Consider the following 22,146-nt stretch of genomic DNA (forward strand, 5'->3'; position numbering starts at 1 on the left):
GCGAAGGAATGACTGGGCTGGCGGCGGCGCTCAATCCTCGAGCGGCCGGTGCGCGGTCTCGCGCGCGGCGACGAGCGCGATCGACGTGACGACGAGCGCGGCGGTGACGTACAACGACACGGCCGTCGTCGTGCCCGTCTGCCGGAACAGCGCGGCGATCACGAGCGGCGCGAAGCCGCCGCCGACGATGCCGGCGAGCGTGTACGCGAGCGACGAGCCCGCATAGCGCACGCGCGTCGGGAATTGTTCGGTCACGAACGCGCCCTGCGGGCCATACATCACCGCATGGATCACGAGGCCGATCGCGACGGCCGCGACGATCGCCACGGGGCGCGCCGAATCGAGCAGCGTGAAGAACACGAACGCCCACACGATGCCGGCGATTGCGCCGGCGAGATACACGGGCCGGCGGCCGAAGCGGTCCGACAGCGCGCCGAAGAACGGCACCGCGAGTGCGTTGCAGGCCGTGCCGATCATCACGGCCGTCAGCGCGACGGGGCGCGACAGGTGCAGCACGGTCGTCACGTAGGTCAGCGTGAACACGACGATCAGCGCATACAGCACGTCCGAGCCGATCCGCGAGCCGCCCGCGATCAGCAGGCGCTTCCAGTGGTACTTCAGCACGTCGGCGACGGGCACTTCGGCGGTTGCGTGCGATTCGGCGAGCTGCTCGAACTGCGGCGTTTCGTCGACGCCGCGCCGCACCCAGAAGCCGAACGCGACGAGCAGCGCGCTGGCCGCGAACGGCACGCGCCAGCCCCACGACAGGAACGTGTCGGACGTGGTCGACAGCGTGACGAGCGCGATGCAGCCAGTGCCGAGCAGCGTGCCGAACGACGGGCCGATCTGCGTCCACGATGCGGACAGCCCGCGCCGTTTCTGGTCGCCGTGCTCGACCGACAGCAGGACCGCGCCGGCCCATTCGCCGCCGAGCGCGACGCCCTGCACGAAGCGCAGCGCGACGAGCAGGATCGGGCTCAGGATGCCGGCCTGCGCATAGGTCGGCAGTGCGCCCATCAGCGCGGTCGTCACGCCCATCAGCACGAGCGTGAGCATCAGCACCGCGCGGCGGCCGATGCGGTCGCCGAGGTTGCCGAACACGAAGCCGCCGAGCGGGCGCGACACGTAGCCGACCGCATAGGTCGAGAACGCGAGGATCGTGCCGGCCAGCGGATCGACCGACGGGAAGAACAGATGGTTGAAAACGAGCGCGGCGAGCGTGTTGTAGATCGTGAAGTCGTACCACTCGAGCGACGTGCCGATCATGCTCGCGGTCGCGAGTCGGCTGTTGCGGACACGGCGGGGCGTGTGGGCGGCGGGCTGGGCGAGAGTGCTCATGGTATCGGGCAGGTCGTGACGGATGACGGGATGAAGCGCGGGGCCGGCGTGGGCGTTCAGCGTTCAGGCAGGCAGGGCGGGGGCGACGACGGCGGCCGGTTCGGCCGCCGCCTGGGCGTCGCGATGCGCAGCCGGCAGCGGTGCGGCGGCGCGCCACAGCAGATCGAAGGTGCGCACGTCGTCGTGCCCGGCGAGCGCAGCGGCTACGCGGCGCGCGGCCGCTGCGTCGCTGCCTTCGATCAGCACGAGCGCATCGGCGGCCGGGCCGGCGGCCGCCGATGCGCCGATCGGCGCGGACAGGTCCGGTGACGTACGGAAGAGCCGCGCGGCGTGGATGCCCGGTTCGTGCAGCGCGGCGGCGAAGCGCGCGCGCAGGTGCGGCACGTCGATGCGGTCCGGCGGCAGCACGAACAGCGCGAGATGGGCGCCTTCGCCGTCGCCGGCCTCGATCGTCAGCTCGCCGACGCGCCGTTGCGTGCCCGTCATGCGCTCGAAGTTCGCGAGCGACCATGCGGTCTGCTGCGTGAACGCACGCCGGTACGCGTCGCCGCGGAATACGTCGAGCGTGTCCGTCACGTACAGCGCGAGATATCGGCGCGGGCCGCCGTCGGTCGCGCGAAAGCGCCGCGCATGCGTGAAGCCGGGAATCGCGACACGTTCCTGCATGTGCTCGCGGTCGTACCACGCGTTGAAATCGGCTTCGTGCGCGGGGTCGATATCCGTCCAGACGCAAAGCTGGCCGTGCGGAAGGGAAAGGCGGGTCATCGCGGGGGGCCTCGAGACGGGTAGGTCAGAAACCCCAGTGTCCCGAAGACGGTCCGCACCCGTCCAACAAGAAAACAAATTCGCGGTGAACAGGTTTTCTTATGAGCGGCGCGGACGGCGTTTCGCGGCAGGCGCGGCGGTTTTCGGCGGGCGCTTCGCCTTTGCCGATGTGCTGTTCTTTGCCTCCGTCGCCTTGCGCGCGGGCGTTGCTTCGACGCGATCGGCGACGGCCGGGTTCGCGAGGTTCGCGGCGGCCGCCATCGTGCGTGCCACTTCGCTCGCGAGTTCCGCGATACGCGCGGCGACCGGCAGCCCCTGGCTGCGGTACGTCGCGACGAGCGGCAGCGCGGGGAATTCAGGCTCGACGTCGAGCAGTTCGAGCGTGCCTTCTTGCAGCTCGCGCCCGATGATCGCGGGCGGCAGCGCGGCTACGCCGAGACCGTCGGCGACGAGGCGGATCATCGCGGCGACCGACGTGATGCAGTTGATGCTGGCCGGCCGTTCGACCGCCGCGAACAGCCGCTCGATCGTCGCGTGCGGCCCCGAGTGGCGCGAGAAACTGATGATCGGAAACCCGGCCAGGCGCGCGACGTCGAGCGGCTGGCCGCCGAGCCCGAGGCGCGGGCTCGCGGCCCAGCGCACCGGGAATTCGCACAGCGGCAGGTTCGTGAAGTCCGGGCCCGGCACCGGGTCGGTCTGCAGGATCAGGTCGACGCCGTCGGTGCTGAGCAGGCGAATCAGATGCAGCGTCGTGTCGCTCGTGATCTCGACGTCGAGGCGCGGATAGCGCTCGCGCAGTTGCGCCATCAGCGCGGGAAACCAGCTGTGCACGATCGATTCGATCACGCCGATCCGGATCAGGCCCGCGTCGCTCGCCGCGTCGATGTCGCGCCGCATTTCGCCGTCGAGCCGCACGATCCGCTCCGCGTAGGCCAGCATGCGCCGGCCCGCGGGCGTGAGCGTGGCCGAGCGCGTGTTGCGGTCGAACAGGCGCACGTCGAACGCTTCCTCTAGCGAGGCGATGCGGCTCGACACGGCGGCCTGCGTCGTGTGCAGTTTCTCGGCCGTGAGCCGGAAGTTTTCCAGCTTCGCGAGCCAGACGAAGGTTTCCAGAAACCGGATGTTCATCGAATTCCGAACGGTGAGACGGTGCCGGCGGAAGCGGCGGGATCGGTCGATGGTAGCGGATTTCCCGGGCAGGAAACGATCGGGCGGCGCCGCGCGTGTCGTGGGCGGGTACCGGTAGTCGCTCACGACACGCTGCCCGCTCGATGTCTCCTACCCGCGGCGCGCCTGCTGGCGTCAAAGCCGGTCGAACGCGAGCGTCGGCACGTCGACGACCATCGCGCCGCCGTCCGCGACGAGCGTCGCGCCGGTCACGAACGATGCGTCCGGCGACGCCAGGAACGCGCAGACGGCCGCGATCTCGTCGGGATCGGCCGCGCGCCGCAGCGGCACGTCGGCGCTCACGCGGGCGTACGCGCCGTCGAGCGAATCGTCGTGCGCGGCCATCAGCGGGGCCATTTCCGCATCGGCCATCGGCGTGCGGACCCAGCCCGGGCAGACGGCGTTCGCCCGTACGCCGTGCGGACCGTAGTCGCGCGCGAGCGATCGCGCCAGCCCGAGCAGTGCGTGCTTGCCGACCGTGTAGCCGCATACGCCGGGGCCGGCCGCGAGCGCCGCGATCGACGCGACCAGCACGATATTGCCGCGCTGCGCGATCAGGTCGGGCAGGCACGCACGCGCGCTGACGAACGCGGTGTCGAGGTTCGCGTGCATCGCGTCGCGCCATTGCGCGTCGTCGGTTTCGTCCGCGCGGCCGATGCCGTGGCCGCCCGCACACGCGACGAGCGCGTCGACGCGGCCGAAGCGTTCGGCGATGCGCTGCACGAAGCCGGCCCAGTCGGCGGGGCTCGCCGCGTCGCCGGCCAGCGCGAGGCCGCCCGTCTCGGCAGCCAGTGCATCGAGCGGCGCCTGGCGGCGCCCGATCAGCACGACGCGGTCGCCGCGACGGGCGAAGCGGCGTGCGCATGCGGCGCCGATGCCGGTGCCTGCGCCGGTGATCGCGATCGTGCGGGGTGGCGGGTGCGTCATGTGGTTCTCCGGAAAGGGGGCGTTCCGGCCACTTTAGGCGGCGCCGGCGCGCGCCGGTATCCGCCGAAAGGATGAACGCGGGTCGGCCGGACGGCCAGGTGCGGCGGCCGTGGCCCATTTTGCAAAGGCTGACGATGTCTGACGCCGAATCGCTCTATCCTCCACATTTTTGCGATAAGCCACGAAAGCCCGGCAAAATAGTGCGAGCGGGCGTTTGCAACGACGCGCCGCGCGTCGGCCAGCCGATTCCGTCGTAAGAATGGCGCGGCCGGCAAAGGCGCGGCCGGCAAAGGCGCGGCCGGCAAAGGTGCGGCCAGCAAAGGCGCGGCAGGCCGGATCGGCGCGAGCGGGCGTCCGACACATAGGTAGCGCATCCGCCGACGGCTCGTGTCGCCACGGCGTATCGCCCGGTTGCGCGCTGGCGCGGCCGGACCATCGACAAAAGAACAGGGAGGGGCCGGCAATGAGGCTGGACGACGAAAGAGAAAGCGCCAACGTCGAGGATCGACGCGGTGGCGGCGGGTTCGGCGGTGGGCGCGCGACGATCGGCATCGGCACGATCGTGGTCGCGCTGGCCGCCTCGTATTTCTTCGGGATCGACCCGCGCGTCGTGCTTGAAGGCGCGTCGGCATTGCAGGGCCGCCAGCAGCAGGCGCAGCCCGCGCCGACCCAGCACCAGGGCGCGCCGGCGAACGATCCCGGCGCGGTGTTCACGCGCAAGGTGCTCGGCAATATCGAACGCACGTGGACGGGCGTGTTCAACACGCAGCTGCACGCGCAGTACGAACCGCCGAAGCTCGTGATGTTCACGAACTCGACGCCGACCGCATGCGGCACCGGCCAGACCGCGATGGGGCCGTTCTACTGCCCGGGCGACCGCAACGTGTATATCGATCTCGGCTTCTACGACGAGCTGCGCAAGCGTTTCGGCGCGGGCGGCGATTTCGCGCAGGCCTACGTGATCGCGCACGAAGTCGGCCATCACGTGCAGAACCTGCTCGGCATTGCCGACAAGGTCGACGCCGCGCGCCGGCGCTCGAGCCAGGCGCGCGCGAACGCACTGTCGGTGCGGATGGAACTGCAGGCCGACTGCTTTGCCGGCGTGTGGGCGAACAACGCGCAGCGCGCGAACCAGCGGCTGATGGAGCCGGGCGATTTCGAGCAGGGGCTGAAGGCGGCTGCTGCGATCGGCGACGACCGGCTGCAGCAGCAAGGGCAGGGCTACGTCGTGCCCGAAAGCTTCACGCACGGCACCAGCGAGCAGCGCGTGTACTGGCTGCGGCGCGGGATGGAGTCGGGCGAGGTGAGCGCCTGCGACACGTTCGCCGCGAACGCCCGCTGAAACGAGGCGCGCGCACCGCCGCGCGCCGGCATCGTCCCGCCTGAACCGGCCACCCTGGCCGGCCCGGGACGATTTGCCGATTCGTGCTCACCGGCGCTTTTCGGCGCCGGTAGGCTGGCCCGGACTTCGAGATTCGATGCGTCCATCCGCCAGCCGATTTCCCATGCCGACCTTGTCCGTTCCCGCCGACCACGCTCCCGCCGACTGGCAGCGCGCGCTGCACGCGTGCGTGGATGCGTTCGACGCGTTCGCGAGCCCGTCCGCGATCGTGTTCTACCGGCTCGATCAGAGTGGCGAGCCGGCCGATTTCGAGCTGTTCGGGATGCCGGAATCGATGCACCGCACCTACGTCGCCCGCTACCGGATGCTCGATCCGCTGCATCCGTCGCGCTGCGCGGCGGGCGACCGCGCGGTCGTCACGCTCGCGTCGCAACTGCCTGACGAACGACGCGCGGCGTCCGCGTACTGGACCCGTTTTCTGCGGCGACACGACGTGGCCGATGTCGTCGAAATCTGGCTGCGCGACGCGGGTCGCACGGTCGGCGCGTTCTCGCTGCTGCGCTTCGGCATCGGCGACGCGAACGGCAACGGCACCGCGGGACGGTTCGCCCCCGGCGAGATCGACGCGCTCGCGCGGCTGCAGCCGGTCGCCGAAGCGGCGCTGAGCCCGCTGTTGCGCGCGCGGCGCGGCATCCACCGGATCGGTTGCGAGGAACGGCTGACCTACCGCGAGGAGCAGATCGCGCGGCTCGTGCGCGACGGCCGCTCGAACAAGGAGATCGCGCGCGACCTCGCGCTCGGGCCACCGACGATCAAGACGCACCTGATGCGCATGTACCGCAAGCTCGGCGTGTCGAACCGCACGGAGCTGGTCGGCGCGCTGTTCCTGTAAGTTTTTCCCTGTCCGCAATCACATCGCGTCATTCGTCGGACGATAACGCGGCGTTCGTCCGTCGCGACGCCACGCTTGCGCGCGTCCGGCTCACCCGCCTCTGATTCCCCACGCGCTGCCAATTTGCGCTCACCGGGCGCGATTCCTCGTCGATACAGTGGTCCGACGCCCGCGTGCCTCGGCGGCACGCGGTCCAGCCACGACAATCAACGAGACGCCCATGAGCAACACGAACTTCGTCGCCGTCAGCGACACCGTGCGCACCTTCGTTGCGCGCGATTTCGGCCTCTTCATCGACGGCGCCATGCAGACGGCGCACGCGGCAGCGCGCGTCGATGTGTACGACCCCGCCACGGGCGAGCGGCTCGCGACCGTCGCCGATGCCGATGCGCACGACGTCGACCGCGCGGTCGCCAGCGCGAAACACGCGTTCGACACGCGCGTCTGGAGCGGGCTGCGTCCGGCTGACCGCGAACGCATCCTGCTGAAACTCGCCGACCTGATCGAAGCCGACGCCGAAACGCTCGCGCAGCTCGAAACGCTGAACCAGGGCAAGTCGATTCACGTGTCGCGCGCGGTCGAAGTCGGCGCGAGCGTCGAATACGTGCGCTACATGGCCGGCTGGGCGACCAAGATCACCGGCCAGACGCTCGACGTGTCGATCCCGTTCCCGCCGGGCGCGCGTTATACGGCCTATACGCGCAAGGAGCCCGTCGGCGTGGTCGCCGCGATCGTGCCGTGGAATTTCCCGCTGATGATCGCGGTGTGGAAGCTGATTCCCGCGCTCGCGGCCGGCTGCACGATCGTGCTGAAGCCGTCGCCGGAAACGCCGCTCACCGCGTTGCGCCTCGCCGAGCTGGCACGCGAAGCCGGCGTGCCGCCCGGCGTGTTCAACGTCGTCACGGGCGGGCGCGTCTGCGGCGCGGCGCTCGCGAGCCACCCGTCGATCGCGAAGATCTCGTTCACCGGCTCGACCGCGACCGGCAAGCTGGTCGGCGCGGCGGCCGTGCAGAACATGACGCGCTTCTCGCTCGAACTCGGCGGCAAGAACCCGATCGTGATGCTCGACGACGTCGACGTCGCGCAGGCGCTCGACGGCGTCGCCGCCGGCGCGTTCTTCAACCAGGGGCAGGTGTGCGCGGCGGCGTCGCGCATCTATGTGCATCGCAGCAAGTTCGCGCAACTCGCGGACGGCCTCGCGGGCGTCGCGCAGTCGATGAAGCTCGGTGCGGGCCTCGACACCACCGCGCAGATCAACCCGCTCGTGTCCGCGCAGCATCGCGACAAGGTGGTCCAGCACATCGAAGGCGCGCGCCGTGCGGGCCTCACGTTCCTCGCGGGCGGCTCGCCGGCCGACGATCTGCCCGGCTATTACGTGAAGCCGGCCGTGATCGCCGATCCGCATCCGGACAGCGCGATCGTCCACGACGAGGTGTTCGGCCCGGTGATCGTCGTCGTGCCGTTCGACGACGCGGCCGACGCGGTGCGCCTCGCGAACGCGTCGCCGTACGGCCTTGCCGCGAGCATCTGGAGCAACGACCTGACACGCGTGATGAACCTCGTGCCGCAGATCGAGGCCGGCACCGTGTGGGTGAACTGCCATATCCCGCTCGATCCGTCGATGCCGTTCGGCGGCTACAAGCAATCGGGCATCGGCCGCGAATTCGGCCAGTACGCGATCGAAGGCTTCACCGAAACCAAATCCGTCTGCATCGCGCACTGACGCGCGGGCCCATCCAAAAACCGCAAAAACCGATCCGACAGTGGAGATTGCAATGAGCTACAACGAAGCGAAGTTCTGGCACCCGATGCTGCACCCGAACGAAATGAAACAGCGCAAGCCGATCCGCATCGTGCGCGGCGACGGCTGCTACGTGTTCGACGAACAGGGGCGCAAGCTCGTCGACGGCGTCGCGGGCCTGTGGAACGTGAACGTCGGCCACAACCGCCGGGAAGTGAAGGACGCGATCGTGCGTCAGCTCGACGAACTCGAATACTTCCAGCTGTTCGACGGCATTTCGCATCCGCGCGCCGAGGAGCTGTCGAAGAAGGTGATCGACATGCTGGAGCCGGAAGGGATGCGCCGCGTGCTGTACAGCTCGGGCGGGTCGGACTCGATCGAGACCGCGCTGAAGATCGCGCGCCAGTACTGGAAAGTGCGCGGCCAGGCCGACCGCACGAAGTTCATCTCGCTGAAGCAGGGGTATCACGGCACGCACTTCGGCGGCGCGTCGGTGAACGGCAATACGATGTTCCGCCGCAACTACGAGCCGAACCTGCCCGGCTGCTTCCACGTCGAGACGCCGTGGCTGTACCGCAACCCGTTCACGCAGGACCCGGAGGAACTCGGTCGGATCTGCGCGGAAATGCTCGAGCGCGAGATCCAGTTCCAGAGCCCCGATACGGTCGCCGCGTTCATCGCGGAGCCGATCCAGGGCGCGGGCGGCGTGATCGTGCCGCCGGCCAACTACTGGCCGCTGGTGCGGGAAGTGTGCGACCGCTACGGCGTGCTGCTGATCGCCGACGAAGTCGTGACGGGCTTCGGCCGCAGCGGCAGTCTGTTCGGCAGCCGCGGCTGGGGCGTGCGCCCTGACATCATGTGTCTCGCGAAGGGGATTTCGTCGGGCTACGTGCCGCTCGGCGCGACGGTCGTGAACGCGCGGATCGAGGACGCGTTCGCCGCGAATGCCGATTTCGGCGGCGCGATCATGCACGGCTACACGTACGCCGGCCATCCGGTCGCATGCGCGGCCGCGATCGCGAGCCTCGACATCGTCGTGAAGGAGGACCTGCCGGCGAATGCGGCGAAGCAGGGCGCGTATCTGCTCGAAGCGCTGCAGCCGTTCGCGGAACGCTTCGCGGCGGTCGGCGAGGTGCGCGGCAAGGGGCTGATGCTCGCGCTCGACCTCGTCGCGAACAAGGACACGCGCGAGCCGATCGATCCGCTGTCGGGCTATGCGAACGCGGTCGCGGAAGTCGCCCGCGAGAACGGCGTGCTGGTGCGCCCGGTCGGCACGAAGATCATCCTGTCGCCGCCGCTCGTGATCCAGCGCGAGCAGCTCGACCGGATCGTCGACGCGCTCGCGGCCGGCTTCGAGGCCGTCCCGTTCGCATGACGGCAAAGCCGCGACGGCGGGTAAACGCCGTCGCGGATTTGCCGATTTGCGCTATGACCGGATTATTTTGCCTGCGTATTTTTTCGACATCGGATCACGCCGTGATCGACAGGGGACCCGGGCATCGAAGCGCTGAAGCACCGCCCGGGGCCGACCGCATAGCATCTGGCCCCGGCCGCTGACGAAGCGCCGGTTCGGGCCAACCTACGAAGGAGACAACGATGTCGGGATGGTCGGGAATGACCGGCGCCGCGGGCGATACGCCCGCCGGCTCGCCGGCTGAAGCGGGCGGCGGCACCGCCTTGAAGGCGGGCGCGGTCGGTTTTCCGACCGCGCTGGCGAGCGCCGTCGGCCTCATCATGGCGAGCCCGGTGATCCTCACCGCGACGTCGGGCTTCGGGATGGGCGGCTGGGCGTTCGCGGTTGCGATGATCATCGCGTTCGTGATGATGCAGGCGCAGGCCACCACGTTTTCCGAAGCCGCCGCGATGCTGCCGACCGCTGGCTCGGTTTACGATTACCTGTCATGCGGGCTTGGCCGCTTCTGGGCGATCACCGGCACGATTTCCGCCTATTTCCTCGTGCACGTGTTCGCCGGCACCGCGGAGACGATCCTGAGCGGCATCATGGCGCTCGTGAACTTCGAATCGCTGAACGCCGCGTTCGAGAAGCACAACAGTTCGTGGCTGGTCGGCGTCGGCCTCGTGGTCACGTTCGCGATCACCAACATCATCGGCATCAAGGTGTTCAGCAAGCTCGAGATCGTGCTGACGGCCGGCATGTGGCTGTCGCTGATGATCTTCGGCATCCTCGGGCTCGCGGCCGCGCCGGCCGTGCATCTCGACGGCTGGTTCGGCGGGTCGGAAGTCGGCACGTCGGTGCCGGCCGTGCTGTCGCTGGTCGGGATGGCGATGTTCATGTTCGTCGGCTGCGAGTTCGTCACGCCGCTCGCCCCGGAAATGAAGGCGCCGGGCCGCACGATCCCGCGCGCGATGGCGCTCGGCCTCGTCGGCGTCGCGATCTGCATGTTCCTGTACGGCGCGGCGATCCGCCGCCAGGTCGCGAACGTGCCGGTGAGCCCCGACGGCCTCACGCACCTGCTCGACACGCCGGGCGCGATTCCCGCGTTCGCGCTGCAGGTGCTCGGGCCGTTCGGGCGGATCTGGTTCGGCATCGCGTTCCTGTGCGCGGGCGCCGCGACGATCAACACGCTGATGGCCGGGCTGCCGCGCATCCTGTACGGGATGGCGATCGACGGCGCGCTGCCGCGCTGCTTCGCGTACCTGCATCCGCGTTTCAAGACGCCGGTGGTCGGCATCGTCGCGTCGGCGATCGTGCCGATCTTCCATGCGTGGCTGATCAACGGCAATCTCGACAGCATCCTGCACCTCGTGCTCGCCGCGACCTGCGCGTGGGGCACCGCGTACCTGCTCGTCACCGCGTCGGTCGTGATGCTGCGCATCCGCCGCCCGGACCTGCCGCGGCCGTATCGTTCGCCGCTGTTCCCGCTGCCGCAGATCGTGTCGAGCGTCGGCATCGTGCTCGCGATCTGGTACATCACGCCGCCCGGCATGAACCCGCGCGACATCTACGTGCCGTTCGGCGCGATGCTCGGGCTCACCGCGCTGTACGCGCTGTTCTGGACGCTGGTCGTGCAGCGCCGGCATCCGTTCAGGCCGGTGCCGGTCGAGGACGTGCTGCGCAACGAGCACGTCGCATCGTGAAGGCCGCGCTCGCCCGCTGGCGCGCGGCGCCCGCTGCGCCGCCGCCCGGCCATCGGCCCGGCGCGATCGCCGCGCGCGTGCTCGCCGACCTGCGGGCCGTGCGCGATGACGACGGTGCTGGCGGCGTTGGCGGCGCCACGGCGCGGTTACCGAACGGCGTGCGCGTGCGCGTCGACGAGCGCGTCGAGCGTCAGTTCCTGATGCATACGGTCAGCGTGAAGGTGACGGTGGCCGCGAACGGTCCGGCCGCGCAGGGCAGTGCGCGCGTGCGGCAGACCGGCTGGCTGCGCCGTACCGGCATCGCTGCGGCGCTCGCGCCCGGATGCGATTCCGCGTTCATCGACACGCTGGCCGCGCTGCTTGCCGACCCGGCGCTGGCCGACGCGCTGCGGCCGCTGCACCTGACCGACTGCGTGATCGACGCGCACGACGGCGACGCACGCGACGGCCGCTGGACGCTCGCGATCGTGCCGTTCGGCGGCAGCGAGGTCGTCAACCGGATGCCGTCGTTTCGCCGCTATGTCCGGCTGATCGACGAGCAGGCCGCGGCGCTGTCGGCGGCCTGTCTTGCGTTCGAAACCGCACTACGCGGGATTTTGCGAGGGTAAGCTGTGGCGATGCGTGCCGCGCGAACCCGGCGGGCGCATCCAGGAATCAGGGTTTTACCGGAGATGCCGATGCTGTTCCAGTCACGCTCACACGAAGACGTGCACGATCACGGGCTCGCGATCGCGGGCTGGCATCAGGTGTACCGCCAGATGACGCCGGGCCGCTTCAAGGGCACCGTCACGCAGGTGCTGTACGACGATTTCCACTTCTTCCGCGAGACGACCAACCGGCGTGTCGCGCAAACCGGGCTCGCGCCGGCCGGGCGCACGTCGCTCGCGGTACCGTTGTCCGTGCCCCTCGCGGGCACGTTCCAGGGCCAGCCGGTCGACGGCTATGCGCTGCTCGCGCTGCGCGCCGGCGAGGATTTCGAATTCCACACGCCGGAAGGGATGGGGCTCGTCGGGATCAGCGCGTCGTCCGACATGGTCGACGAGCTGTGCGAGGCCGAATTCGGCGCGGCCGGCGCGCGCAGGCTGCGGCACGTGACGCGGCTGTCCGACGCGCAGGGCGTCGCGCTCGGCGTGCGGCTGTCGGCCCTGATCGATGATGCCCAGCGCAACCCGGGCTGCCTCGAATACGCGGCGACCCGCAAGATGTTTCGCGACGCGATGCTCGGCATGTTCCTCGATGCGCTCGAACAGGGGATCGGCGTCGAGCGCCGCGACATCACGCACGCGACCTACAGCGATATCGTGAGCCGCTGCGAGAAGCATCTGCGCGACCGTCCCGAAGAACCCGTCACCGTGCTCGAACTGTGCCGCGCGCTGCGCTGCAGCCGCCGCACGCTGCAAACGAGCTTTCAACGCGTGGCCGACGTCACGCCGGTCGGCTACCTGCGCACGATCCGGCTGAACGCGGTGCGGCGCCTGCTGCGCACGACGTCGGCGCAGCAACTCGGTGTCGGCGAAGCCGCCGCGAGCTGGGGCTTCACGCATCTCGGCTATTTCGCGCGCGAGTATCGCGACCTGTTCGGCGAACTGCCTTCCCAGACGACGCGTCCCGAATGACGCATCCACATTGCGACGGCGCCGCCGGGAACCGTCGCGGGCCGCACCCCTCACCGTTTGCCGATTTGCGATAGAGGTCCGGAATTTTCGCTGGATAAAGTCCTGTCACCCATATCGACAACACATTCGGTTTGCACTGCGAATCGATGATCACAGAGGGGCGGGACATGAAGAACGGACGACGACTGACCGCAGCCGCGGCCATGCTGGGCTGCCTGCACGCACATGCGCAGACTTCGGGGAGCGTGACGCTGTACGGTACCGTGGATACCGGCATCATCTATTCGACGAACCAGCAGTTCACGCGCGCAGACGGCAGCACGGGCGGCGGCCATGCGTGGCAGATGGGCGGCGGCAACCTGGTGCCGTCCCGCTTCGGCTTCCAGGGCGCCGAGCCGCTCGGCGGCGGCCTCGATGCGGTGTTCACGCTCGAGCAGCAGTTCCTGTCCGCGAACGGGCAGGCGCTGCAAGGCGGCACCGCATTCAGCCGGCAAGCGTGGGTCGGGCTGCGCCAGGAGGGGATCGGCACGCTCGGCCTCGGCCGCCAGTACGACTCGTACACCGACATGCTCGGTGCATACGTGTCGAGCAACAACTGGTCGACGCCGTACGGCTCGCATCTCGGCGACGTCGACAACCTGAATGCCGCGTTCAATTTCAACAACGCGGTGAAGTTCACCAGCGCCGATTTCAACGGGCTCACGTTCGGCGGCACGTTCAGCTTCGGCGGGCAGGCCGGCGATTTTTCCGCGAAGCGCGGCTATGCGGTGGCCGCGACGTACACGCGCGCGCCGGTGGCCTTCTCGGTCGGCTACCTCGACCTGCACCAGCCGCTCGACGCGGCGCTCGGCGGCGCGAGCAGCTATATCGGCGATTTCGCGTGCAGCAACCCGGGCGCGATGTACTGCCTGCTGCAGGATGCCGGCTCGATGCGCGCGTTCGGCGCGGGCGGGTCGGTCACGCTCGGCGCGGCGACGGTCGCGCTGACCTACACGCACACGCGGCTCGGCGACAGCCGCTATTTCTCGACCGCCGCGCAGCCGCGCACGCAGGCGTTCACGTTCGACATCGGCGAGCTGAACGTCACGTACATGTTCACACCGGCGCTGCAAGGCGGCGTTGCGTACATCTTCAACGCCGCGCATACGGACGGACGCGGCACGACGCGCTTCCACCAGGTGAACGTCGGCGCGAACTACAGTCTGTCGAAGCGCACCGCGCTGTATGCGGTCGCGATCGGCCAGGTCGCGAGCGGCACGGGGCTCGGCACCGATGCGGACGGCAACGCGGCGAACTATGCGCAGATTCCGGTGCTCGCGAACAGCAATTCGAGCCGGCAACTGGCGGTGATGGCGGGGATTCGTGTGAACTTTTGACTCGGACCGCGGGCAGGGGCGGCACGTCGGTCGCGTGCCGCCGCGCGGCCCTCGCGCCCATGGCTCGGCGCCGGTCGATTGCTGGAAAGCGATGCTTGAAAAAAACCGCCCGTATGCTTGACTGAATGGACCCGGATTGACGGAATCCGTGCGTCGAGTTGCCCGGCTTGCGGCTTGCCACAATACCTTCACGATCTGCGTGAACAATGGCGACGCTTCATGCGACCCGACGTGTCGCCGGCGTTGCACACGTGTGCAACGCACGAATGTTCCGCTCCACCGCCGATCGAGAGAGACCACATGACCTTGCTGAGCCGCCTGCGCGCGCTGTCCGCCGCCGTTGCGCTATCCGTTGCCGCCACGCACGCTTTCGCGGCGGACCTCGTCATCGCCGGCCGCGACGACATCTACGGCAAGGGGCTGGCCGACGCCGTCGCCGGCTTCAACAAGCTGCATCCGGGCACCGAGATCGAGCTGCTCAAGCTGCCGAACGCGAACCTGTACCAGAAGCTGAAGCTGTCGATGCGCGAAGGCACCGGCGCGTACGACCTCGTGATGATGGACGACACGTGGGCGCCGGAATTCATCGGCAACGGCTGGCTGAAACCGCTGCCCGCGTCGCTGGCCGATGCCGATCTCGTGCCGTCGGCGGTGGCGCTCGGCCGTAACGCGGCCGGCGCGCTGTACGCGCTGCCGATCGTCGGCAACGTCGAGATGTTCGCGTACCGCAAGGACCTGCTCGCGAAGTACAAGCTGCAACCGCCGCGCAACTGGGACGATGTGCTGAAGATCGCGCAGACCGTCGGCGGTGCGGACAAGAGCGTGTCGGGCGTCGTGTTCCGCGGCACGAAGGGCAACCCGGTCGTCACGGGCTTCCTGCCGATCCTGTGGGCATACGGCGGCGACGTGTTCGACCGTGCCGGCAACGTGACGATCGATTCGCGCGAAGCGCAGGCCGCGCTGAAGACGTTCCTTGCGCTGAAGGCGTTCGCGCCGAAGGACGTCGACGTATACGGCGCGGCCGAAGTGCGCGACGCGCTGCAACGCGGCACGGCGGCGCAGTCGATCGAGGTGTGGCCCGCCTGGGTGCCGGCGCTCGATGACGCGAAGCAGTCGCGCGTGGTCGGGCAGATCGCGCTGCAGCCGCCGCCGGGACAGACCGCGGGCCCGGCGCCGATGCTCGGCATCTGGCAGATGGGCATTCCGAAGGACGCGCCGCACGCGAAGCTCGCGCAGGACTTCCTCGCTTACCTGACCGCACGCGATACGCAGACGCGCCTCGCCGGCATCGGCATTCCGCCGACCCGCCGCAGCGTGTTCAACGATCCGGCGCTGGTGCGCCAGTATCGCTGGTATCCCGATCAACTGAAGGCGCTCGAGGCCGGCCGTGCGCGGCCGCGCGTGACGGACTGGCAGCAGGTCGAGAGCATTCTCGGCGATCAGCTTCAACTCGCGCTGACGGGGCAGGCCGCGCCCGACGCCGCGCTGCGCCAGGCGCAGCAGAAGATCGCGCAGGCGACGGCCGCGGCCGGCAAGTGATCGCGCACGTCGATCCATCGGCCGGAGGCCGCGCATGAAAGCGTTCGGCCGCAGCCTGCCGTTCGTCGCGCTGCTCGGGCCCGCGCTGCTGGTGCTCGCCGCGCTCGCGCTGTATCCGGTCGCGCAGGTGCTGATCGACTCGTTCTGCCGGGTCGATTACTCGGCCGGCCGCCGCGCGTTCGCGGGGCTCGCGAACTATCGCGCGGTGCTCGGCGACGACGCGTTCGCGGCCGGCTTCGGCAACACGCTGCGCTTCACGATCGTCGCGTCTCTCGCCGAAGTCGCGCTCGGCTTCGGGCTCGCGCTGCTGTTCGTGCGCGCGTTTCCGGGTCGCCGCATCGCGCTGCCGCTCGCGATCCTGCCGATGATGCTGTCCACGCTCGTGTGCTCGGCGATCTGGCGCAACTGGCTGAACTTCGACGGCTTCCTGAACGCGCTGCTCGCGGCGTTCGGCATCGAAGGCGTGCGCTGGCTGTCCGACCCGCATCTCGCGTTGTGGTCGCTCGCGCTCGTCGACGTGTGGCAGTGGACGCCGATGGCGTTCCTGATCGTGCTGGCCGGGCTGCAATCGATCCCGCAGGAATTGTACGAAGCCGCGCGCACCGACGGCGCGAGCGAGTGGCAGTGCCTGCGCGACATCACGCTGCCGCTCGCGGCGCCGCAGATCGGCCTCGCGCTGCTGCTGCGCTCGATCGACACGTTCAAGCTGTTCGACAAGGTCTATGCGCTGACGGGCGGCGGCCCCGGCAACGCGACGCAGACGTTGTCGACCTATATCTACGACACGGGCTTCCGCTTCTTCAATGTCGGGCCGGCGAGTGCCGCGTCGGTGCTGATGCTCGCGGCGTCCGCGCTGCTGGTCTCGGGGTACGTATGGCAGACGGTTCGCAAGCGGCGCGCATGACGGCGCGATCGGCAGGTATCCCGCGCATCCGCACGGGCGTCGCGTTTAGTCACGCGATGCCGTGGGCGCTGCGCATCGTCGCGCTCGCACTGTTGCTGCTGCCGTGCCTGTGGATGGTCGGCGCGGCCTTCATGCCGACGCTAGAACGCCTCGATCATCCGTTGCGGATCTGGCCGGCCGCGCCGACCTTCGAGCATTTCGCGTCGGTGTGGGCGAACGGGATCGGCGCGCCGCTGTTCAATTCGCTGCTGGTCGGCTTCGGCACGACGCTGCTCGCGCTGGCGCTCGCGTTCCCGGCCGCGTACGCGCTCGTGCGGCTGCGGTTTCCGGCGCGGCTCGACCTGCTGTTCCTGGTGCTCGTGCTGGCGCTGAAGCTGATGCCGCCGATCACGATCGCGGTGCCGCTGTTCGCGCTCGCGAAGCGGCTGCACCTGCTCGATTCGACGCTCGGCCTGATGCTCGCGTATCAGATCTACGCATTGCCGATGGCGATCTGGATGCTGCTGGCGTTCGTGCGCGACGTGCCGATCGAATATGAGGAAGCGGCGTGCATCGACGGCGCGGGGCTCGCGCGGCGGCTCGTGCAGATCGTGCTGCCGCTGTGCGCGCCGGGGCTGATCGCGACCGCGATCTTCGTGTTCATCGCCGCATGGAACGAATTCCTGATCGCGCTGCTGTTCGTGTCGACGCCGAGCCGCTTCACGCTGCCGCTCGCGATTGCCGGCTACGTGACGGAGAACGGCATCGACTGGGGCGACTTGATGAGCGCCGGGCTGATGGCGTCGCTGCCGACGCTGGCCGTGGCCGGCTATGTGCAGCGCTACCTGTTGCGCGGCTTCGCGGGCGGGCTGAAGTGACGCGCGGCGTCGCCGCGCCCGATCCTGCGTCGTCACGCGCAACTGTCCCGCACCACCTGCGTGACCTGCACGACGCGCGTACGCGACGGGCCGTCGAACGTCTGCATCCGGTCGGCGAGCAGGTCGATCGCCGCATGCGCGAGGCCGCGCGTGTCCTGTCGCAGCGTCGTGAGCCGATACGCATCGTATTCGGCGGCGGGGATATCGTCGAAGCCGATCACGCGCAGGTCGTCCGGCACGCGCAAGCCGAATTCGCCACGCGCGACGTCGATCACGCCGAGCGCGAGCAGGTCGGACGAGCAGAACACACCGTCGGGCCGCTCGCGCGCCGCGAACAGTTGCCGTGCTGCATCGATTCCGCTGGCATGCGTGTCGGACGGTGTGTCGATCATCTGCGCGAGCGTCGCGTCGAATGCGTCGCGTTGCCCGATCGCCTGCTCGAACGCCGTGGCGCGCGACCGCGCGCTGTAGCTCGCGCCACGCGGGCCGACGAACGCAAGCCGGCGCGCGCCGGCCCGCACCAGCCGCTGCGCGGCGTGGGTGGCGCCCGCCGCGTTGTCGCTGACGACCACATCGGCGCCCGGCAGGTTCGCTTCGCGGTTGATCATCACGACCGGAATCCGGTGTTCGAGATATTGCTGCGCGACCGACAGCGGCGGCGACGCGGACGTCATCACGAGGCCCGCGATCCGGTAGCTGAGCAGTTGTTCGAGCGATTGCCGGACCTGGCGCGGATCTTCCGCATTGGTCACGAGCGGCGTGAGCGCGCGCTGCCCGAGCGCGGCCATCAGGTCCGACAGCAGCCGCGCGCGGAACGGGTTCTCGAATCCGGCCGTCACGACGCCGATCATGCTGCTGCGCTGCGTGATCATGTCGCGCGCGATCAGGTTGACCTGGTACCCCAGCGCCCGCGCGGCGACCATCACGCGCTCGCGCGTTTGCGGCGCGATGCTTGCCGTCGGCGAGAACGCGCGCGACACTGCGGAACGCGAGACGCCGGCCCGCGCCGCGACATCCGACGCCGTCACCCACGGTTTTCTTTCCTTGTCATTCATCGATTCATGATCCCTTCGCGCCACGATACGTGCATGCCGCCTGCCGACTGGATGTCGGCGCTCGACGACGCGCGGCCGCTGCATACGCTGACCCTACCGGGCAGCCATGACACCTGTGCGTATACGGTCGACGATTCGCTGGTGCGCACGCAGCGTGCGCCGCTCGACGCGCAGCTCGCGCATGGCGTGCGGCTGCTCGACATCCGCTGCCGGCACGTGCGCGACGGGTTCGACATCCATCACGGCGGCATCGCGCTCGGCATGACGTTCGACGACGTGCTGGCAACGTGTACGCGGTTTCTCGATGCGCATCCGCGCGAATGCATCGTGATGTCGGTGAAGGACGAGTGGCCGGCGCATGCCTGCACGCGCGGTTTCGATGCGACGTTCGACGCGCATCGCGCGCGGCATCTACGACTGCGCTGGCATGCCGGCGGCACGCTGCCGACGCTCGGCGACGTGCGCGGCACGGTCGTGCTGTTGCGGCGCTTTCGCAGCGGCCGGCCGCTCGGCATCGACCTGACCGCGTGGCCCGACAACGCGACGTTCACGATCGACCATCCGGACGGCGCGTTCGTCATTCAGGATGAATACCGCGTGCCGGTGGCCGCGTCGATCGCATGGAAGTGGCGCGCAATCGACGCGTTGCTGACGCATCTGCCGCTGCCGGACAGCGGCCGCTGGGCGCTCAATTTCTGCAGCGGCACGGGAATGGGTGCGAATCCGTCGGTGGTCGCACACGGCGATGGCCGCGTGCCGGGCATTCAGGCGCGGCTGGCCGAGCGCTTGCGCGAGCAGCCCGGCCCGTACGGCGCGATGCTGCTCGATTTCTGCGATGACGACGACTGGGCGCTGGTGCGCGTGCTGATCGAATGCAACGCTCACACGCCGGAGCAGGGCGTCTGGCGCAAGGCGTTTCGCTGTTAGTCAGCGAAGATTCGCGTTGAAGAACGCGAGTGCTTTCGCGTCGAGCGATGCATGGAACGCGGTGCGATCGAATCCCTTGGCGTCCGTGCAGATGTCGGGTGCGTGGTGGGCCAGCTGCTCGGGACACGGCGCGAGAAACGCGAAATGCGCCGAATTCGGCACGACGTGGAATTCGGGCCGTTGCGGCAGCAGCGCGGCCAGCGCGGGCGCCGTATCCGGCGTCACGCCGTCGCCGCCTTCCGCAGATGCCCAGAGCTGGATCGGCGCGCGGACGTTCTTCAGCGTGTCGGCGGTCGGGAATTCGTCGAGTGGATCGGCCAGCACGTAGGCCTTGATGCGCGGGTCGTGCGTCAGCGGCGCCTTCGGCAGGTCGCCGGCCCGGATTTGCTTGCAGATCGGCCAGGCCGGGTCGGGGCAGGCGACCGGCGCGTGCGCGAAATCCGGATTGCCGCCGGCCAGCACGAGGCCCGTATAGCCGCCGCGCGAAAAGCCGAAGAAGCCGATGCGTGCCGGGTCGATGTGCGCGGCATCCGGCGCGTGACCGAGCATGTAGTCGACCAGGCGCTTGATGTCGGCCGGGCGCTCGACGAATTCCTGCAGATCGGCCGCGCGGCTCATGTCGGAGAACGTGTCGCCCGGATGGTTGATCGCCGCGACGACGTACCCCGCATCGGCGAGCGTTTCGGCCAGATCGTGGTGGCCGAGGAACGAGCCGCCATGGCCGTGCGAGATCACGACGAGCGGCAGCTTGTCGCCGGCGGTTGGACAGTCTCGACGTCCTTTCAGTGTGTAAGGGCCGACCGTGAGCGATTGCGTGGCGTCCGCGCATGGCGTCCAGACCATCGCGCGCAACTCGGGGCCGGCCGCGTCGGCAGGAATCCGAAGAAACTTGACGCCCGCCGCATGCGCGACCGTGGCGGACAGGCAGAGCAGGGCAGCCAGCAGCCGGTTTTTCATGTCGATTCCCGAGGCAAGGGGCGCGGCGGGCCGCCGTAGCGACTCACCCGATCGTTCGAAACGTCTGAGGTTTCGATTATAGTGACCGCCGTTCCCGACTGCCGCCCTGAATTGCCGTCATGCCTGCACCGATCCTGATTCGCCCCGCCACGCGGGAAGACGCGGCCGCGATGGCCGCCGTGGAAGTCGCCGCCGCGCAGCGTTTTCGCGAGATCGGCATGGCCGACATCGCCGACGGCGAGCCGACCGATGCGGCCGCCGTGCTCGTGCGGATCGACGACGGTCGCGCCTATGTGGCGGTCGATCCGCAAGGCACGTGCGTCGGGTTCGCGTTCTACCGGCTGCTCGATGCGCAGCGGCTGTATCTGGAGGAACTGGATGTCGCGCCGTCGCACGCAGGGCAGCGGATCGGCGCGCGTCTCATCGAACAGGTGATCGCGCGCGCGGCGCGGGAGCACGTCGAGCAGGTGGTGCTGTCGACGTTCCGTGACGCGCCGTGGAATGCACCGTACTACGCGCGCCTCGGTTTCCGGATCATCGACGATACGGCACTCGACGACGCGCTGCGCGCAATCCGCGCGCACCACGTCGCGCTCGGTCTCGACGAAACGCGGCGCGTGTTCATGCGACGCGCTGTGGTGGCCTGATGCGCGGTGCGGACCGATTCCGGCGTAGTCAGCGCCGCGTGCCGCTCCCGAACGAACGCGACGCGAACGCGGCTTCGATGTACGCGAGGAAATCCGTCGCGGGGCGCGTCAGTTGCAGGCCGGGCGGCGTGAGCCGGTAGAGCTGCAGCGGTGGCGGCGACAGCGGCAGCGGGAGCGGCGTGAGCGCCTGGCCGAACACGGTTTCCGACAGCGAATGCCGGGTCCACGAGAAGATCGCATCCGTCGTGAGCAGCAGGCTGTAGAACAGCGCATACGACGTGCAGCGCGTGATGCAGCGCGGCGCCGGCAGGCCGGCGTGCGCATGGAGGTCGCGAATGTGCGCCGGAAAATTGTCGCTCGGATCGGTGTGGACCCACTCGGCATCGCGTAGCGCGTCCAGCGATGTCGCACCGGCGAAACGCCCGTTCTCGCGGGTGACGAACGCGGTGTCGAAGGTGCGGATCGGCTTCACGTCGGCGGACTCGGCGACCTCGCCGGTGATGGCCGCGAACGCCAGATCGAGGGTCCGGCTGTGCAATTGCTCGGTCAACTGGTTGAACGACAGTTCGCGCAGTTCGCACTCGACATGCGGCCAGTGGCGCCGAAATTCGGCATAGGCGTGCGCGAACCCCGTAACCGCGACGATCGGCGTGAAGCCGAGCACCAGCCTGCCTTCGCGCAGCCCTTTCAGATGCGCGATGTCGTCGCGCGCCCGCTCGAGCTCCCGAACGACCGCATGCGCGCGGCCGAGCAATACGTCGCCTTCCGGCGTCGGCACGACACCCCACGGCTTGCGTTCGAGAAGCGCCACGCCGAATTCGCCTTCCAGTTCCTGAATCGCCTTGCTGACGGCCGGCTGGCTGACGTGCAGCGTTTTCGCGGCAGCCTTGATGCTGCCCGCCGTGGCCACCGCGACCAGCGTGCGCAATTGGTGGGTTTTCATGATGCGGAGGATATAACCAAATCTTATCCGTATCAAAATTGATGTGTTTTTTGA

Annotated in this window: 20 protein-coding genes; 13 read left to right on the forward strand and 7 right to left on the reverse strand. The window is 69.0% G+C overall.

Annotated elements, in window-relative coordinates; all coding sequences use genetic code 11:
- Positions 1–30: 30 nt before the first annotated feature.
- From AP428_RS18315 to AP428_RS18330, 4 genes are all read right to left on the reverse strand, one after another.
- Positions 31–1,350, reverse strand: a complete 1,320-nt coding sequence (locus AP428_RS18315; protein ID WP_027813124.1) for an MFS transporter — start codon at positions 1,348–1,350, stop codon at positions 31–33.
- Between the two features lie 51 nt (positions 1,351–1,401).
- A complete protein-coding gene (locus AP428_RS18320) occupies positions 1,402–2,103 on the reverse strand; it encodes a DUF4286 family protein (protein ID WP_011547355.1) in 702 nt (233 codons plus the stop codon).
- Positions 2,104–2,202: 99 nt separating this feature from the next.
- Positions 2,203–3,231 carry a LysR family transcriptional regulator gene (locus tag AP428_RS18325; RefSeq protein ID WP_011547356.1) on the reverse strand — a complete coding sequence of 343 codons (1,029 nt, stop codon included), beginning with the start codon at positions 3,229–3,231 and terminating at the stop codon, positions 2,203–2,205.
- A gap of 174 nt (positions 3,232–3,405) precedes the next feature.
- Positions 3,406–4,197, reverse strand: a complete 792-nt coding sequence (locus tag AP428_RS18330; protein ID WP_011547357.1) for an SDR family NAD(P)-dependent oxidoreductase — start codon at positions 4,195–4,197, stop codon at positions 3,406–3,408.
- A gap of 463 nt (positions 4,198–4,660) precedes the next feature.
- On the opposite strand from AP428_RS18330, the gene AP428_RS18335 reads away from it, so the two are divergent.
- The 11 genes from AP428_RS18335 to AP428_RS18385 all read left to right on the forward strand — a co-directional run bounded on the left by AP428_RS18335 (position 4,661) and on the right by AP428_RS18385 (position 17,563).
- Entirely contained in the window at positions 4,661–5,539 is an 879-nt protein-coding gene (locus AP428_RS18335) for a neutral zinc metallopeptidase (protein ID WP_011547358.1), read from the forward strand.
- 163 nt (positions 5,540–5,702) lie between these two features.
- Positions 5,703–6,431, forward strand: a complete 729-nt coding sequence (locus AP428_RS18340; protein WP_012339720.1) for a LuxR C-terminal-related transcriptional regulator — start codon at positions 5,703–5,705, stop codon at positions 6,429–6,431.
- 220 nt (positions 6,432–6,651) lie between these two features.
- On the forward strand, positions 6,652–8,154 hold the full coding sequence (locus AP428_RS18345; protein WP_011547360.1) for an aldehyde dehydrogenase family protein: 1,503 nt from the start codon (positions 6,652–6,654) through the stop codon (positions 8,152–8,154).
- 52 nt (positions 8,155–8,206) lie between these two features.
- Complete coding sequence (locus AP428_RS18350) at positions 8,207–9,547, forward strand: aspartate aminotransferase family protein (RefSeq protein ID WP_011547361.1); 1,341 nt, start codon at positions 8,207–8,209, stop codon at positions 9,545–9,547.
- 221 nt (positions 9,548–9,768) lie between these two features.
- Positions 9,769–11,271, forward strand: coding sequence for an APC family permease (locus tag AP428_RS18355; protein WP_012339721.1), 1,503 nt, complete (start codon positions 9,769–9,771; stop codon positions 11,269–11,271).
- Positions 11,268–11,879: a DUF3156 family protein gene (locus AP428_RS18360; protein ID WP_011547363.1), complete on the forward strand. Its 612-nt coding sequence runs from the start codon at positions 11,268–11,270 to the stop codon at positions 11,877–11,879. The genes AP428_RS18355 and AP428_RS18360 overlap by 4 nt, the downstream gene beginning before the upstream one ends.
- 69 nt (positions 11,880–11,948) lie before the next feature.
- The gene (locus AP428_RS18365; protein ID WP_012339722.1) at positions 11,949–12,887 is read left to right on the forward strand and encodes a helix-turn-helix domain-containing protein; all 939 of its coding nucleotides are present in this window, start codon (positions 11,949–11,951) and stop codon (positions 12,885–12,887) included.
- Between the two features lie 167 nt (positions 12,888–13,054).
- The gene (locus AP428_RS18370; RefSeq protein ID WP_011547365.1) at positions 13,055–14,263 is read left to right on the forward strand and encodes a porin; all 1,209 of its coding nucleotides are present in this window, start codon (positions 13,055–13,057) and stop codon (positions 14,261–14,263) included.
- Positions 14,264–14,563: 300 nt separating this feature from the next.
- On the forward strand, positions 14,564–15,802 hold the full coding sequence (locus tag AP428_RS18375; protein ID WP_012339724.1) for an ABC transporter substrate-binding protein: 1,239 nt from the start codon (positions 14,564–14,566) through the stop codon (positions 15,800–15,802).
- 34 nt (positions 15,803–15,836) lie between these two features.
- Entirely contained in the window at positions 15,837–16,706 is an 870-nt protein-coding gene (locus tag AP428_RS18380; protein WP_006480925.1) for a carbohydrate ABC transporter permease, read from the forward strand.
- The gene (locus tag AP428_RS18385; RefSeq protein WP_011547367.1) at positions 16,703–17,563 is read left to right on the forward strand and encodes a carbohydrate ABC transporter permease; all 861 of its coding nucleotides are present in this window, start codon (positions 16,703–16,705) and stop codon (positions 17,561–17,563) included. Before AP428_RS18380 ends, AP428_RS18385 begins: the two co-directional genes overlap by 4 nt.
- Positions 17,564–17,595: 32 nt before the next feature.
- Here the strand turns inward: AP428_RS18385 and AP428_RS18390 are convergent, their stop codons facing one another.
- Positions 17,596–18,618: a LacI family DNA-binding transcriptional regulator gene (locus AP428_RS18390; protein ID WP_011547368.1), complete on the reverse strand. Its 1,023-nt coding sequence runs from the start codon at positions 18,616–18,618 to the stop codon at positions 17,596–17,598.
- 6 nt (positions 18,619–18,624) lie between these two features.
- Here AP428_RS18390 and AP428_RS18395 point away from each other — a divergent pair, with 6 nt between their 5' ends.
- Positions 18,625–19,545, forward strand: a complete 921-nt coding sequence (locus AP428_RS18395; protein WP_011547369.1) for a phosphatidylinositol-specific phospholipase C — start codon at positions 18,625–18,627, stop codon at positions 19,543–19,545.
- Here the strand turns inward: AP428_RS18395 and AP428_RS18400 are convergent, their stop codons facing one another.
- The gene (locus AP428_RS18400; protein WP_011547370.1) at positions 19,546–20,502 is read right to left on the reverse strand and encodes an alpha/beta fold hydrolase; all 957 of its coding nucleotides are present in this window, start codon (positions 20,500–20,502) and stop codon (positions 19,546–19,548) included.
- Positions 20,503–20,621: 119 nt separating this feature from the next.
- Between AP428_RS18400 and AP428_RS18405 the strand changes: the two genes are divergently transcribed.
- Entirely contained in the window at positions 20,622–21,149 is a 528-nt protein-coding gene (locus tag AP428_RS18405) for a GNAT family N-acetyltransferase (protein ID WP_011547371.1), read from the forward strand.
- 28 nt (positions 21,150–21,177) lie between these two features.
- Here the strand turns inward: AP428_RS18405 and AP428_RS18410 are convergent, their stop codons facing one another.
- The gene (locus AP428_RS18410; protein ID WP_011547372.1) at positions 21,178–22,092 is read right to left on the reverse strand and encodes a LysR family transcriptional regulator; all 915 of its coding nucleotides are present in this window, start codon (positions 22,090–22,092) and stop codon (positions 21,178–21,180) included.
- Between the last annotated feature and the right edge of the window lie 54 nt (positions 22,093–22,146).

It is taken from the genome of Burkholderia sp. E168m22 (assembly GCF_001319805.1).
Taxonomy (GTDB): Bacteria; Pseudomonadota; Gammaproteobacteria; order Burkholderiales; family Burkholderiaceae; genus Burkholderia; species Burkholderia orbicola.

Coding starts and splice junctions, on each gene's coding strand:
- AP428_RS18405 (WP_011547371.1), top strand. CDS start 20,622: ATGCCTGCACCGATCCTGATTCGCCCCGCCACGCGGGAAGACGCGGCC.
- AP428_RS18370 (WP_011547365.1), top strand. CDS start 13,055: ATGAAGAACGGACGACGACTGACCGCAGCCGCGGCCATGCTGGGCTGC.
- AP428_RS18390 (WP_011547368.1), bottom strand. CDS start 18,618: ATGAATGACAAGGAAAGAAAACCGTGGGTGACGGCGTCGGATGTCGCG.
- AP428_RS18325 (WP_011547356.1), bottom strand. CDS start 3,231: ATGAACATCCGGTTTCTGGAAACCTTCGTCTGGCTCGCGAAGCTGGAA.
- AP428_RS18385 (WP_011547367.1), top strand. CDS start 16,703: ATGACGGCGCGATCGGCAGGTATCCCGCGCATCCGCACGGGCGTCGCG.
- AP428_RS18330 (WP_011547357.1), bottom strand. CDS start 4,197: ATGACGCACCCGCCACCCCGCACGATCGCGATCACCGGCGCAGGCACC.
- AP428_RS18340 (WP_012339720.1), top strand. CDS start 5,703: ATGCCGACCTTGTCCGTTCCCGCCGACCACGCTCCCGCCGACTGGCAG.
- AP428_RS18380 (WP_006480925.1), top strand. CDS start 15,837: ATGAAAGCGTTCGGCCGCAGCCTGCCGTTCGTCGCGCTGCTCGGGCCC.
- AP428_RS18335 (WP_011547358.1), top strand. CDS start 4,661: ATGAGGCTGGACGACGAAAGAGAAAGCGCCAACGTCGAGGATCGACGC.
- AP428_RS18320 (WP_011547355.1), bottom strand. CDS start 2,103: ATGACCCGCCTTTCCCTTCCGCACGGCCAGCTTTGCGTCTGGACGGAT.
- AP428_RS18350 (WP_011547361.1), top strand. CDS start 8,207: ATGAGCTACAACGAAGCGAAGTTCTGGCACCCGATGCTGCACCCGAAC.
- AP428_RS18365 (WP_012339722.1), top strand. CDS start 11,949: ATGCTGTTCCAGTCACGCTCACACGAAGACGTGCACGATCACGGGCTC.
- AP428_RS18410 (WP_011547372.1), bottom strand. CDS start 22,092: ATGAAAACCCACCAATTGCGCACGCTGGTCGCGGTGGCCACGGCGGGC.
- AP428_RS18345 (WP_011547360.1), top strand. CDS start 6,652: ATGAGCAACACGAACTTCGTCGCCGTCAGCGACACCGTGCGCACCTTC.
- AP428_RS18400 (WP_011547370.1), bottom strand. CDS start 20,502: ATGAAAAACCGGCTGCTGGCTGCCCTGCTCTGCCTGTCCGCCACGGTC.
- AP428_RS18375 (WP_012339724.1), top strand. CDS start 14,564: ATGACCTTGCTGAGCCGCCTGCGCGCGCTGTCCGCCGCCGTTGCGCTA.
- AP428_RS18355 (WP_012339721.1), top strand. CDS start 9,769: ATGTCGGGATGGTCGGGAATGACCGGCGCCGCGGGCGATACGCCCGCC.
- AP428_RS18395 (WP_011547369.1), top strand. CDS start 18,625: ATGATCCCTTCGCGCCACGATACGTGCATGCCGCCTGCCGACTGGATG.